We start from the raw sequence: 12759 nt of genomic DNA, 5'->3' as shown, positions 1-12759 counted from the left end.
CGCCCGGTCCCATTCCGAACCCGGAAGCTAAGCCTGACAGCGCCGATGGTACTGCAATCGAAGGGTTGTGGGAGAGTAGGACACCGCCGAACTTGCTTGAGGAAGGCCCCGGTCGAGAACCTCTCGGTTCTCCCGGGGCCTTTCGCTATTCCCGGGCCGGCCGGCGCAGCAGGTACGTGTCCATGATCCAGCCGTGCCGCTCCCGCGCCTCGGCCCGGACGCGGCGGATCTCCTCCGCCAGCGCGGCCGTCAACGGGCCCGAAAGCAGGATTTCGTCCGGCGTCCCCACGTAGGCGCCCCAGAAGATCTGCAGACCCTCGTCGGCGAAACGGTCGAACGTCGTGTGGGCGTCCAGGAGCACGAAGACGTCGTCGACCCCGTCCGGCCAGCCCTCGGCCAGCCGACGGCCGGTCGTGAGCTGGACCGCGCGGCCGATCTGGTTCATCGTCGTCCGGTGGCGGGCGACCAGCGCCGAGATGCTGCTGACCCCCGGCACGACCTCGTACTCGAACTCGACGTTCCCCCGCGCGAGCACCGCCTCGATCAACGCGATCGTGCTGTCGTACAGCGACGGGTCGCCCCACACCAGGAACGCCCCCGTGCCGGACGGCCCCAGCTCCGTGCGGATCAGCTGCTCGTAGACCTCCGCGCGCGCCGCGTGCCAGTCGGCGACCGCGGCCCGGTAGTCCGCCGGCGTGCGGTCGCGGGGCGGGTCCTCCGCCAGCACCACGCGGTAGCCCGGCCGCGTGACGAACCGGTCGAGGATCTCCTGCCGCAGCCGCACCAGGTCCGCCTTCTCCGAGCCCTTGTCGAGCACGAAGAAGACGTCGACGCGGTTGAGGCGGTCGATCGCCTGCACCGTGAGGTGCTCCGGGTCGCCGGCCCCGATCCCGATGGCGTAGAGCTTGCGCATGGGTCGAGTCTGTCGGGGCCCGATGGTGAACCCCTACCCCCGATGGGTATAAAGGAGGGAGAGCGAAAGGACCTCCAGATGACCGAAGCGACCTACACCGTCGAGGGCATGACCTGCGGACACTGCGCCACCTCGGTCCGCGAAGAGGTCTCCGAACTCGCCGGGGTCCGGCAGGTCGACGTCGACGTCGAGAGCGGGCGCGTGGTCGTGACCAGCGACACCCCGCTGACCGCCGAAGCCGTTTCCGCCGCCGTGACCGAGGCCGGATACCGCCTGGTCGCGTGATGACGGCCGACGGGACCACCGCGGAACGCGTCGAACTCGCCATCGGCGGGATGACGTGCGCGTCTTGCGCGGCCCGGGTCGAACGCAAGCTCAACAAGGTCGGCGGCGTCACCGCGACGGTCAACTACGCCACCGAAAAAGCCCAGGTCAGCTACCCGAGCGAGCTGTCCGTCGCCGATCTCACGGCCGTGGTCGAAGCCGCCGGGTACTCCGCGCGGCTCCCCGAGCCCGAAGCACCGGACGAGGCGCCCACGCTCCGCAAGCGTTTGCTCCTTTCGGCAGCGCTCACCGTCCCGCTCGTCGCACTGGCGATGGTCCCGGCCTGGCAGTTCGACTACTGGCAGTGGGTCTCGCTCGTCCTCGCCGCCCCGGTCGTGACGTGGGGCGCGTGGCCGTTCCACCGCGCCGCCGCGGTGAACCTCCGGCACGCCACCGCCACGATGGACACGCTCATCTCGCTCGGTGTCGTCGCCGCGACGGCCTGGTCGCTGTACGCGCTGCTGTTCGGCATGGCGGGCGAGATCGGCATGCGCCACGGCTTCGAGCTGATCAGCTCGGGGACGGCGGGCGACAGCCTGTACTTCGAGGTGGCCGCCGCCGTCACGACGTTCATCCTGGCCGGCCGCTACTTCGAGACCCGCGCCAAGCGCCGCGCCGGCGCCGCCCTGCGCGCGCTCATGGACCTCGGCGCGAAGGACGTCACCGTCCTGCGCGACGGCGAAGAGCGGCTGGTCCCCGTGACCGATCTGCACCCCGGCGACGTCTTCGTGGCGCGGCCCGGCGAGAAGATCGCGACCGACGGCGTCGTCACCGACGGCGGGTCGGCGGTCGACACCAGCATGCTGACTGGCGAGTCCGTGCCGGTCGAGGTCGGGCCGGGCGACGCGGTCACCGGCGCCACCGTGAACGTCGGCGGCCGGCTCCTCGTGCGGGCCACGCGCGTCGGCGCCGACACGCGGCTGGCGCAGATGGCGCGGCTGGTCGAGGCCGCGCAGAACGGCAAGGCCGAGGTGCAGCGGCTGGCCGACCGCGTCTCGGCGGTGTTCGTCCCGGCGGTCGTCTTCCTGGCGCTGGCGACGCTGGTGGTCTGGCTGGCCACCGGCGGCGCGACGGAGGCGGCGTTCACCGCGGCCGTCGCCGTGCTGATCATCGCCTGCCCGTGCGCGCTCGGCCTGGCGACCCCGACGGCGCTGCTCGTCGGGACCGGCCGCGGCGCGCAGCTCGGCATCCTCATCAAGGGCCCCGAGGTGCTCGAGTCGACCCGGCGGATCGACACCGTGGTCCTGGACAAGACCGGCACCGTCACCACCGGGCGGATGACGCTCGTCGAGGGCGACGGCGAGGTGCTCCGGCTGGCGGGCGCCGTCGAGGCCGCGTCCGAGCACCCGATCGGCCGCGCCATCGCCGACGCCGCCCGCGAGCGGTTCGGCGCGCTGCCCGCGGTCACGGAGTTCCGCAGCACGCCCGGCGTCGGCGTGACCGGCGTGGTCGAAGGGCGCACGGTCAGCGTCGGGCGGGCGAAAGGCGCCGCGGTCGGCGTGACCTGGGACGGCGAGGTCCGCGGCACGCTGACCGTCGCCGACACGATCAAGCCGACGTCCGCCCGTGCCGTCGCCGAGCTGCGGGAACTCGGCCTGACGCCGGTGCTGCTGACCGGCGACGACGAAGGCGTGGCCCGGGCGATCGCGGCCGAGGCGGGTATCGACGAGGTCGTTGCCGAGGTGCTGCCGGAGGGCAAGGTCGACGTCGTCAAACGGCTGCAGGCGCAGGGGCACGTGGTGGCCATGGTCGGCGACGGCGTCAACGACGCGGCCGCGCTCGCCCAGGCGGACCTGGGGCTGGCGATGGGCACCGGCACGGACGCGGCCATCGAGGCGAGCGACCTGACCCTGGTGCGCGGCGACCTGCGCGTCGCGGCCGACGCGATCCGGCTGGCGCGCCGCACGCTCACGACGATCAAGGGGAACCTGTTCTGGGCGTTCGCCTACAACGTCGCGGCGCTGCCGCTGGCGGCGCTCGGCCTGCTGAACCCGATGATCGCGGGCGCGGCGATGGCGTGCTCGTCGGCGTTCGTGGTGAGCAACAGCCTCCGGTTGCGCCGCTTCCGCTGAACCCCCGGAGGGTATAGTCGGTGGTCAGGGACGTGGACGAGGGGACAGGTGGGATGACGGGTTACGGCACCGAGCGAGAGGCCTATCTCAAGCGCCTGCGCCGGATCGAGGGGCAGATCCGCGGGCTGCAGCGCATGGTCGAGCAGGACAAGTACTGCATCGACATCCTGACCCAGGTGTCGGCGGCGACGAAGGCGCTGCAGTCGTTCTCGCTGGAGCTGCTCGACGAGCACCTGGCGACCTGCGTCGTCCAGGCGGCGGCCTCCGGCGGCGAAGAAGCGGACCTGAAGGTGCGCGAGGCGTCGGACGCGATCGCGCGGCTGGTCCGCTCCTAACGCACGAGCACGGCCAGGGTGAGGCCGCCGGCGTTGGTCGTGAAGTGCACGATCACCGAGGCGAGCACGCCCCGGCCGGCGTGCCGCCACCAGTGCAGGAAGAGCCCGGCGACCCCCGCCGCGGCCATGGCGAGCACCTGCAGCACCACCACCGGCGTCGCCCCGAACACGGCGTGGACCGCGGCGTTGCGGCCGATGGCGAGCGCGGGCAGGGCGTGCCAGAGCCCGAAGAGCGCGGCCGAGCAGAGGATGGGCGGCCAGCGCCAGCGGTCGTCGGTCGCGCCGAAGAGGCCGGGGAGCACGCCGCGGAAGGCGACCTCTTCGATCAGGACGGTCCCGAACAGGATGCGGCCGCAGGTCAGCCAGAGCAGCTGGCCGAGGTCGGGGTCGCCCACGCGGCCGTCGTGGTAGATGGTGCGGAGGGCGGGGACGGCCAGCGCGATCCCGAAGACCGCCGCGACGAGCGCGGCGCCGGCGAGGCCGACCAGCGCGGGGCGGCGGAGAGTGCTCAGGCCCAGGTCGGCCCAGGTGCAGCCGGCCGCGCGGCCGAGGGCGATGAGGATCAGGGCGGCGGTGAGGCCGCAGAGGGGGTAGGCCCAGCCGGGGAGGACGCGGTTGGCGAGTGTCGTGGCCGCGGCGAGGGTGAGGACGGCCGTGACCAGGGCGAACACGCGGCGGGGCGGGAACGGGACGGCGTCGGTCAACGGAGTGCGCCTTGCGGTCCCGGCGAAGTCGCGTCGGGCTCGACCTTGGCGGAGCGGCCACCGGCCACCGGAGGAGCCACCCGTCAGCTGACCGGGTCGGCGAGGTTGTCCGCTGGTGAACGGCGTTGCACCGGCACTCTCTTCGCCATCGGCATCGGCAACGTCGCTTCCGGGTCGAACGGTGCCGGCCGGTCGTCCAGCGCCACCGCCGCCTGCGTCAGGAGCGTGCGGCAGCCCGTCAGGCTCGCGTGCAGCTTGTCGCGGACCTCGTTCAGCGCCGTGACCTCGCGTTCGGCCGCGCCGACCAGTGCCTCCGCGCGCTGGGTCGCCTCCGCCACCAGCTGATCCGCCTTCGCGCGGGCCGCCGCTTCCTGGTCGGCCAGTTCGCGCATCGCCTCCGCGCGGCGGACCGTCATCGCGCGCTTGTGGTCTTCCTCCAGCTCGGCCCGGCGGTGCGCCGCCGCCTCGTCGAGTTCGCGGCGGCGTTGCTCGGCCGCCCGCATCAGCTCTTCGTGCTCGGCGCGGTGGCGGTCGCGTTCGGCTTCGGCCGCGGCCACGAGACGGCGCTCCTCCGCGGTCAGCCGGACGGCCTCCGCCTCCGCCTCGCGGCGGATCTTCGCCGCGGTTTCCGTTGCGCGCGCGGTGATTTCGGTGGCCTCTTCGCGGGTCAGCTCGATCATCCGGCGGGAGCGCTCCTGCAGGGCGTCCGGCGCGATCGGGGTGCGGCTGATCCGGTCGATCTTCACGCGGAGCTCACCGTTCTGCTCCGCCAGCTCGGCCACGCGGCTTCGCGCCGCGTCGCGTTCGGCGGTGAGTCTGCGGATCTCGGCCTCGGCCCAGTCGGCGTATTCCTTGACCTGGGCGCGATTGAAGCCGCGCCACGCCAGGTCGAATCGGGCCACGTCCTCGCCACCGCCGGGGGCCATGCCTCACCTCCGAATTGGATGGTTTTTCCTCGGCCGCACCTTTTCCTTGCGGGGCCGGGGAATCCGGTGTGCACCCCAGTGTGCCGCAAACCCGCCACCGCGCGCTGCCCGGGCGGGTGATCATTCGTCGAGCGGTTCCCCGGCGCCGGTGGACGTGCTGCGCACGCCGGGCAGTTCGGCCAGTTCGGCGGCGAGGTCGTAGAGGTCGCCGCGGCCGTCGAGGCGCAGGGTGACGACCGCGATCCGTTGCCCCTCCTCGGAAAGCGACTCGTGGTCGACGTCGACGTGCTGCACCGACCAGCCCCGCCCGGTGCAGGCGGCCAGCGCGGCGCGCAGCACGCCGTGGCCGTCGAGGTAGCTCAGCTGCAGGACCGGCGGCTGCCGGCGGTGGCGCGCGACGAACCGCTGCAACGGCGGGAAGCCGCGGGTCACCACGAAGTGCGCGATCGTCGTGCCGACGGCGAGGACGGAGAGCCCGGCACCGCACGCCGTGCCGACCGCGGCGGTGACCCAGATCGTCGCCGCCGTCGTCAGGCCGCGGACCGCGTCGCGGCGGACGAAGATCAAGCCGCCGCCGATGAAGCCGATGCCGGACACGATCTGCGCGGCGATCCGCGACGGGTCCAGCGACACGTGGTCGAGACCGAGCAGGTCGGCGAACCCGTACTTCGACACCAGCATGAACACGGCCGACCCGACGCCGACCAGGCTGTGCGTCCGCAGCCCGGCGGCCTTCATGCCGGCCTCGCGTTCGAGCCCGATGGCGACGCTCAGCACGAGCGCGAGCAGCACCGGCGGCAGCAGCTCCCACTGCGCCGACGTGGACCACAGTGTGGGCAAGGTCACGACCTCCTGTCTCTTCAGGGTGACGGCACGCGAGGAGAACCGCGACGCCGTCACCAGGGGATACTGGGCCGACAGCCCTCGATCGTGCCAGGGTGAGGTGAGCGCGTGACAGCGACCCGGCCGGTCCCGGCGCCGGACTTCGTCGGCTACCCCGAGGTGCGCCGGCACGTCCGCGCCCTGCTCGACGGGCGGCCCGGCACGCACCGGCGCCCGGTCCCGGCGTGTCCGAAGTGGACCGTCACGGACCTGCTCGAGCACGTCCTGGAGAAGGCCGAGGGCGTCTTCGCGCGCCTCGGGGGCACGCTGCCGCCGCGCGAGGGGCCGCTCGAGGTCCCCGGGCTGCTCGACCGCTGGGACGAGCTCGGCGACGACCTCGACCGGCGCCTCGCGGACGCGGGCGGGCGCAGCGGCGACGTGCTGGTGATGGACGCCTACACCCACGAACTGGACCTGCGCGCGGCCCTCGGCGTGCCGCCGCCGGTGGAGCACCTGGCCTGGGCGCCGAGCTTCGAGGTGCTGGTCCGCGGCTTTTCGGGCTCGGTCGCCGGCCGCGGGCTGCCGCCGATCCGGCTCCGCACGACGGGCGGCTCGACCTGGACGGCGGGCGCGGGACGGCCGGCGGTGTCGGTGACCGCCCCGGCCCACGACCTGTACCGGGCGCTGGCCGGACGGCGGTCGGTGCGCCAGCTCGCGGCCCTGGACTGGAGCGAGGCGCCGGCGCGGTGGCTGCCCGCGTTCACGTGGGGCCCGTTCGCGCCGCCGCTTCGGCCTGGGGTTTGAGCGGGCCCCGACGTCATTTTATGTCGTCTGGCGCCAGGGGGTCGTGGGGATGTCGTGAAAGGGTCGTTCATGTCGTCTGGCGTGGTGAACGACTCTTTCATGTCGTCTGGCGCCGGGGCGTTGGCGAGGTCGCGCTGGGGTGGGGTGGCTGGCCGCGTGGCTTTGCCTGGGGTCGTGGGGATGTTGTGAAAGGGTCGTTCATGGCGTCTGGCGGGGTGAACGACCCTTTCATGACGTGTGGGGGCGGCCGGACTCTTTCACCTCGTCTGACAGCAGGGTTCCGGCAAAGTCGCGGCGGTTCGCCCGGTGGCGGCTTCGCCGACGTCCTGAATGACTCATTCAGGTCTTCGGAGGTCCTGAATGACTCATTCAAGACACCGCGGGGGCCGGTCGGCGCCGGTGGGGCAGGCCAAGGCCGGCCCCGGCCACTTTGCCGGGGCCTGCCGCCAGACGCCATGAAAGAGTCGTTCATGGCAAGGCGGTGCTGGTCAGCCGCCGGGTGGGGTGACCGTCAGGAGGGCCGCCACGGCCAGGACCACCACGCTGAGCAGGACCTCCGCCGCCACCGCCGTGCGCAGGCGGCGAAGGGACAGCGTCTTCGTGGTCCCTTCCGCCGGTTCACCGACACTCCGCCGGACCGCCGCGCGCGAGCGGCTCGCCACCGCCAGCAGGGCCGCCAGGCCGGCGATCTTCAGCAGCACCAGCAGGCCGAACCCGGTCGTCCACAGCGTCGACAGCGAAGGCATGATCCGCAGCGCCAGCACCGCGCCGCTGATCGCGACCGCCGCCACCGAGCCCGCCGCGAGGCGGGAGAACTTCGCCGCCACCGGGACCAGGTCCTCGTCCGGGGCCGGGCGGTGCAGGCACAGCCCCAGCTGGACCAGGCCACCCACCCAGACCGCGATCGCGCCGAAGTGGACGAGGTCCGCCGTCACCGAGACGAACATGACCGGGTCCGTCACCGGGTGGCCGGTCGCGGAGAACGTCAGCAGGACGACGAAGCCCGTCACCATCGTCAGGTTCTCGAAGCGGGCGCGCAGCTTGTCCGGCTGCTCCGGCCGCAGCAGCCGGGGCAGCAGCACGATCAGCACGGCCACCGCCACCAGCCGGAGCAGCAGCAGCTTCCCGTAGGCGACGCGCAGCGTGTCGGCCAGCAGCCCGAAGTCGGACACCGCGCCGATGCCCCGCCCGGCCGCGTACGGGCCCTGCAGCACGAACGTCGCCACGGTGGTGGCCAGCAGCAGGCCCGCGCCGGTGTTCAGGAGCAGGCGGGCGCGGCGGTCGGTGCGGCCCGCCGGGCGGCACAGCACCAGGAACGCCGCGCCGCCGAGGAGGACGACGCCGAGGTAGGCCAGCCAGCGCACCGACGTCGAGGCCGCGTCGACGACGCCGTCGGTGCCGGTGGCCGCGGACACCGCGCCCGCCGACGTCACCAGCGGGCCGGTGCCGACCACGAACGCGAACGTGCCGCGGACCGGGTGGGAGTCGGCCGAGACGAACGCGTATTCGACCAGGTAGCTGCCGTCCGGGAGACCGGGCCGGAGCTTCACCGCGAGCTGTTCGGCGTCCTCGCCGGGCTGGAACACCGGGCCGGCGTCGACCTGCTTGCCGGCCAGGTCGACGACCTTGATCGACCCGGGCTGGATCCCGACGTTCTCCGACAGCGTGACCGACACCAGGGACGGCGCCGCGCTCAGGCGGGCGCCGTCCCCGGGGGTCGACGAGACGACTTCGACGTGCGCCGAAGCGGGAGTGGCGCTGAGCAGCAGCCAGCCGGCGAGGAAGGCCAGCAGGACCAGCGCGCGTTTCACGACGCGGCGAGCGCGGGCCGCCTCGGCACTCCGCACGAGCAGCCGGTGATCTCGCGCTCGGCGGCCGAGGCACGCCGGTGCAGGATGACGGCGACGATCATCGGGATGGTGACGATCGTGTTGTAGAACAGGTGCAGCTCCACGCGCGGGACCAGCAGCTGGATGATGCTGGTGGGCACCTTCTGCCCGGCCAGCCGCCAGCCGCTCTGCGCCTGGACGAACAGCAGCAGGTGCTCGATGTGGTGCCAGAACTGGATGCCCAGCGCGAGGTTCCACCACTGCCGCGACCGGCCGGCGAACCCGTGCCGCAGGACCCACAGGAAGACCAGCATCACCAGCGCGTAGCCGTAGTGCAGCCACTCCTGGGAGATCAGCCACGGGAACGGCATGCCGAGCACGCCGCGGGCCTTCGCCGCCGGCCAGCCGAAGCCGTAGATCTGCACGGCCTGGACGATGTGCTCGGCCCAGTGGGCGATCACGATCAGCATGAACACGGCGAGCGCGCGGTTGTGGTAGCGGCTGTTGAGGCCGCCGAGGAACCCGGCAGGCCGGGCGATTTCGGACGTCGACATGCGGACCCCAGATCTCCCGAAAACGAAGGTGTGCGTCGACGATAGCCGTCCGCGCGCGATCTTCGGTTACTCCGGATTGCGCATTCCACCAGGGAAACTGCGCCAGTCGGCCGCTTGCGCGCCGCGGGTCCGGCCCGCGGCGCGGCGCGGTCAGTGCGCGACGAGGCCGGTCGGGCGGTCGGGGGCCGGCGGGACGCGGAACAGGCGGGTGAACAGGTCCAGGTGCGCCGGGTCGCCCTCGACGCGGACCTTGCCGCTGGCGATCGCGTCCGGCGCCGACAGGCTGCCGTTCAGCAGGTCCAGCAGCGCCGGGCCCTGCGGCTCGATCACCAGGTCGGCGGCGGGCAGCGCGCCCGCGGACGCCTTGAGCGCGCCGTCGTCGACCATCGCGTGCACGACCATGTCGCCAGGGTGGTGCAGCTCGTAGTTGACGTGCACGCCCGAAGCGGCCTCCTCCTGGAAGGTCGTGTAGAGCGAGATGATCGCGGTGTCGAGCGTGAAGACCTCGTCCGGCTTCGGGTAGGTCAGCGACCGGGAGCCCCACAGGCCGAGGTCGAGCACGATGTGGTCGAGCTCGGTGCCGTACTCGGTGAGCTCGTAGACGATGCCGCCGTCCAGCTGCGAGAGCACGCGGCGGCGGACCACACCCGACTCCTCGAGCTCGTTGAGCCGCGAAGTCAGGATGCTCACCGGGATGCGCGGCAGGGTGCGCTGCAGGTCGGTGAACCGCTTCGGGCCGAGCATGAGGTCACGGACGACGAGCAGCGACCAGCGCTCGCCGACGATCTCGAGCGCCCGGGCCAGGCCGCAGAACTGTCCGTAGGTGCGAGCAGAGGTAGGCATACTCGGGTCCTCACTTGTCTCGGGTGCCAGGCCGGGCACCACCCCCGAATCGCGCAGGGCCGCGAGGTCGGTTACGGTGCCCCGTGACGCACCATTCCGCCGCGGGCGTCGATGTCTACGGTGACGGTTCGGCGCCGTGCGCGGCCAGTGAGTCCCGCACCGGCGCAGCGTGCGTTTCCCATGTCAACCCATGCGTTTCGCATGACTTCTCCGTGTTTGCCGCACTGGCTGAGTAGACCTCGGGTGGAGCAGGATTCAGGTTCTCGTCCCGCCCCACCCGGCTACCGGCAGGAGAGCCGATGCGCACGACAGCTGTCAACGCTCGGGTTCCCGAAGACGGCGGAACGACGCCGACGCGGGCCCCGGCTTTCCGGCGCCACCTCCGGGCCGAGGTCAGGGCGGGCAAAGGGGCGTACCTGTTCTCCGAACAGGGCGTGATCGCGATGCGCGGGGCGAAGATCGAGTCGCTCGCGGCGCTGCTGGACGGTACGCACGACCTCGACGGGCTGCTGCGCGACCGGCCCGGCGGGATGGCACCGGAAGAGGTGGCGGCACTGCTGGCGCAGCTGGTGGACGCCGGGTTGGTCACGTTGCGCAGCCAGAGCGACGAAGACCGGCTCGGGGACGAGCGCGCGCTGGCTTACTGGGACGCGTGCGGCGTGGACGCCGACCAAGTCGCCGCACGGCAGGGCACCGTGCGGCTGACGGCGGTCGGCGACAGCGCCGACGGCGTGGATCCCGGTGCGGTGGAGCGGGCGCTCGCCGGCGCCGGGCTCGGGGTGGTGCGCGGCGACGCGGGGTCCGCCGACCTGTCGGTCGTGCTGTGCGCCGACTACCTCGACCCGCGGCTCGCCGTGGTCGACGCCGAGCACCGGCGGTCCGGGCGGCCGTGGCTGCTGGCGCGGCCGTTCGGCGCCCAGGTGTGGATCGGGCCGGTGCTGCAGCCGACCGGGGCGTGCTGGCACTGCCTGACCCACCGGCTGTGGGGCCACCGGCACGCCGAAGCGTGCGTGCAGGAGGAACTGGGCCACGCCGGGCCGGCGCGCCGCCCGATGCCGGCGCTGCCGCCGCTGACCTCGGCCGCGGCGCACCTCGTCGCGCTGGAGGCGGCCAAGTGGGTGGCCGGGTACCGCTACCACGGCCAGCAGTGCGTGTGGACGCTCGACACGCTGGACCTGCAGGGCAGGCTGCACGAGCTGCGCCGCCGCCCGCAGTGCCCCGGCTGCGGCGACCCGTGGCAGGTCGCATGGCGGTCGGTCCGGCCGGTGACGCTGCGGCCGGCGAAGAAGGCGACCACCGGGGGCGGCGGGCACCGCACCGCGACGCCGTCGCAGATGCTCGAACGGCACCGGCACCTGATCAGCCCGGTCACCGGGATCATCAAGGAGATCCAGCCGGACCCGGCCGCGCCGCCGTTCGCCAACGCCTACCGCTCCGGCCCCAACGTCGCCCGCGGCATCACCGGGATGGCCGCGCTGCGCGCCGGGCTGCGCTGCGAGAACGGCGGCAAGGGCGTCAGCCCGCTCGACGCCGAGGTCAGCGCGCTCTGCGAGGCGGCGGAACGGTTCTCCGGCAACTTCCAGGGCGACGAACTGCGCATCCGCGGCTCCTTCGAGGAGCTGGGCGACGAAGCCGTCCACCCCAACGCCTGCATGCTCTTCGCCGACCGGCAGTACGCCGACCGCGGCGCCTGGAACCGGGCGCACGCCGACTTCCAGCAGGTCCCCGTCCCGTTCGACCCGTCGGCCCGCACCGACTGGACGCCGGTGTGGTCGCCGTCCGGGCGCCGCCGCCTGCTGCCGACGTCGTACCTGTACTACGGGACCCCGCGGGAGAGCGCGGCGCACGGCGTGCGCGCCGACTCGAACGGCGCGGCGGCGGGCAGCAGCCTGGAGGACGCGATCCTGCAGGGCGCGCTCGAGCTCGTCGAACGGGACGCCGTGGCGCTGTGGTGGTACAACCGGACGCCGGTGCCGGGCGTGGACCTGGCGTCCTTCGCCGACGCGTGGCTGGAGGAGATGGCGGGCAACTACGCGGCGATCGGCCGCGAGCTGTGGGTCCTCGACGTGACCTCGGATCTCGGGATCCCGGTCGCCGTCGCGCTTTCGCGGCGGACCGACGGCCCGCACGAAGACATCATGATGGGCTTCGGCGCGCACCTCGACCCGCGGATCGCGGTGCGCCGCGCGGTGACCGAGCTCAACCAGATGCTGCCGATCGTGCGGGAGGCGGGCCAGGGGCTCGACGACCCGGACGCGCGGCGCTGGCTGGCCTACGCGACCGTCGCGAACCAGCCGTACCTGCGGCCGGCCGCGGGGCAGCGGATGCGGACCGCCGCCGACTTCCCGTTCGTCAACCGCCCCGACGTCCGCGACGACGTCGAGGCGCTGGGCCGGGTGTTCGACCGCGCGGGCCTGGAACTGCTGGTGCTCGACCAGACGCGCCCGGACGTCGGGATCCCCGTGGTCAAGGTGCTCGTCCCGGGGCTGCGCCCCTTCTGGGCCCGGTTCGCGCCCGGCCGGCTCTTCGACGTCCCGGTCGCGCTGGGCAGGCTCGAAGCACCGACCCCGTACGAGCGGCTCAACCCGTTCCCGATGTTCCTCTGAGCGCCCCGTGCGGGAGCTCGGAGTTCG

At 73.0% G+C, this 12759-nt stretch carries 12 protein-coding genes and 1 rRNA gene; 6 read left to right on the top strand and 7 right to left on the bottom strand.

What is annotated here, in order from left to right; all coding sequences use genetic code 11:
- A 5S ribosomal RNA gene (gene rrf, locus EIY87_RS39305) occupies positions 1–92 on the top strand; the annotation flags it as partial.
- A 53-nt stretch (positions 93–145) separates the two neighbouring features.
- Here rrf and cobF read toward each other — a convergent pair.
- Positions 146–913 (bottom strand): precorrin-6A synthase (deacetylating), encoded by a 768-nt coding sequence (gene cobF / locus EIY87_RS39300; protein ID WP_125314975.1) that lies wholly within the window; start codon positions 911–913, stop codon positions 146–148.
- Positions 914–991: 78 nt separating this feature from the next.
- Here cobF and EIY87_RS39295 point away from each other — a divergent pair, with 78 nt between their 5' ends.
- The 3 genes from EIY87_RS39295 to EIY87_RS39285 are packed head-to-tail and all read left to right on the top strand — an operon-like array spanning position 992 to position 3644.
- Complete coding sequence (locus EIY87_RS39295) at positions 992–1198, top strand: heavy-metal-associated domain-containing protein (RefSeq protein WP_086865020.1); 207 nt, start codon at positions 992–994, stop codon at positions 1196–1198.
- A complete protein-coding gene (locus EIY87_RS39290) occupies positions 1198–3309 on the top strand; it encodes a heavy metal translocating P-type ATPase (RefSeq protein ID WP_191984426.1) in 2112 nt (703 codons plus the stop codon). The genes EIY87_RS39295 and EIY87_RS39290 overlap by 1 nt, the downstream gene beginning before the upstream one ends.
- A 53-nt stretch (positions 3310–3362) precedes the next feature.
- On the top strand, positions 3363–3644 hold the full coding sequence (locus EIY87_RS39285; RefSeq protein WP_125314973.1) for a metal-sensitive transcriptional regulator: 282 nt from the start codon (positions 3363–3365) through the stop codon (positions 3642–3644).
- Here the strand turns inward: EIY87_RS39285 and EIY87_RS39280 are convergent.
- The 3 genes from EIY87_RS39280 to EIY87_RS39270 all read right to left on the bottom strand — a co-directional run bounded on the left by EIY87_RS39280 (position 3641) and on the right by EIY87_RS39270 (position 6114).
- Positions 3641–4348: a CPBP family intramembrane glutamic endopeptidase gene (locus EIY87_RS39280; RefSeq protein ID WP_125314972.1), complete on the bottom strand. Its 708-nt coding sequence runs from the start codon at positions 4346–4348 to the stop codon at positions 3641–3643. The two genes, EIY87_RS39285 and EIY87_RS39280, sit on opposite strands and share 4 nt — an antisense overlap.
- Before the next feature lie 83 nt (positions 4349–4431).
- Positions 4432–5250, bottom strand: a complete 819-nt coding sequence (locus EIY87_RS39275) for a coiled-coil domain-containing protein (protein WP_225440322.1) — start codon at positions 5248–5250, stop codon at positions 4432–4434.
- Between the two features lie 144 nt (positions 5251–5394).
- Positions 5395–6114 (bottom strand): MgtC/SapB family protein, encoded by a 720-nt coding sequence (locus EIY87_RS39270; RefSeq protein ID WP_125315062.1) that lies wholly within the window; start codon positions 6112–6114, stop codon positions 5395–5397.
- Positions 6115–6225: 111 nt separating this feature from the next.
- Here EIY87_RS39270 and EIY87_RS39265 point away from each other — a divergent pair, with 111 nt between their 5' ends.
- Positions 6226–6900: a maleylpyruvate isomerase family mycothiol-dependent enzyme gene (locus EIY87_RS39265; protein WP_125314970.1), complete on the top strand. Its 675-nt coding sequence runs from the start codon at positions 6226–6228 to the stop codon at positions 6898–6900.
- 488 nt (positions 6901–7388) lie between these two features.
- On the opposite strand, the gene EIY87_RS39260 is transcribed toward EIY87_RS39265, so the two are convergent.
- The 3 genes from EIY87_RS39260 to EIY87_RS39250 form a co-directional block, all read right to left on the bottom strand.
- Positions 7389–8711 (bottom strand): copper resistance CopC/CopD family protein, encoded by a 1323-nt coding sequence (locus tag EIY87_RS39260; protein WP_125315061.1) that lies wholly within the window; start codon positions 8709–8711, stop codon positions 7389–7391.
- Positions 8708–9283 (bottom strand): hypothetical protein, encoded by a 576-nt coding sequence (locus tag EIY87_RS39255; protein WP_125314969.1) that lies wholly within the window; start codon positions 9281–9283, stop codon positions 8708–8710. The genes EIY87_RS39260 and EIY87_RS39255 overlap by 4 nt, the downstream gene beginning before the upstream one ends.
- A gap of 150 nt (positions 9284–9433) precedes the next feature.
- Positions 9434–10126 carry a winged helix-turn-helix transcriptional regulator gene (locus EIY87_RS39250; protein ID WP_125314968.1) on the bottom strand — a complete coding sequence of 231 codons (693 nt, stop codon included), beginning with the start codon at positions 10124–10126 and terminating at the stop codon, positions 9434–9436.
- Positions 10127–10425: 299 nt separating this feature from the next.
- Here EIY87_RS39250 and EIY87_RS39245 point away from each other — a divergent pair, with 299 nt between their 5' ends.
- Positions 10426–12732 carry a TOMM precursor leader peptide-binding protein gene (locus EIY87_RS39245; RefSeq protein WP_125314967.1) on the top strand — a complete coding sequence of 769 codons (2307 nt, stop codon included), beginning with the start codon at positions 10426–10428 and terminating at the stop codon, positions 12730–12732.
- The last annotated feature ends 27 nt before the right edge of the window (positions 12733–12759 follow it).

This window comes from Amycolatopsis eburnea, from assembly GCF_003937945.1.
GTDB classification, from domain to species: Bacteria; Actinomycetota; Actinomycetes; order Mycobacteriales; family Pseudonocardiaceae; genus Amycolatopsis; species Amycolatopsis eburnea.
Note: the sequence above shows the minus strand (reverse complement) of the source record. Positions and strands in the feature narration are given on the sequence as shown.

Coding starts and splice junctions, on each gene's coding strand:
- cobF (WP_125314975.1), bottom strand. CDS start 913: ATGCGCAAGCTCTACGCCATCGGGATCGGGGCCGGCGACCCGGAGCAC.
- EIY87_RS39295 (WP_086865020.1), top strand. CDS start 992: ATGACCGAAGCGACCTACACCGTCGAGGGCATGACCTGCGGACACTGC.
- EIY87_RS39290 (WP_191984426.1), top strand. CDS start 1,198: ATGACGGCCGACGGGACCACCGCGGAACGCGTCGAACTCGCCATCGGC.
- EIY87_RS39285 (WP_125314973.1), top strand. CDS start 3,363: ATGACGGGTTACGGCACCGAGCGAGAGGCCTATCTCAAGCGCCTGCGC.
- EIY87_RS39255 (WP_125314969.1), bottom strand. CDS start 9,283: ATGTCGACGTCCGAAATCGCCCGGCCTGCCGGGTTCCTCGGCGGCCTC.
- EIY87_RS39250 (WP_125314968.1), bottom strand. CDS start 10,126: ATGCCTACCTCTGCTCGCACCTACGGACAGTTCTGCGGCCTGGCCCGG.
- EIY87_RS39245 (WP_125314967.1), top strand. CDS start 10,426: ATGCGCACGACAGCTGTCAACGCTCGGGTTCCCGAAGACGGCGGAACG.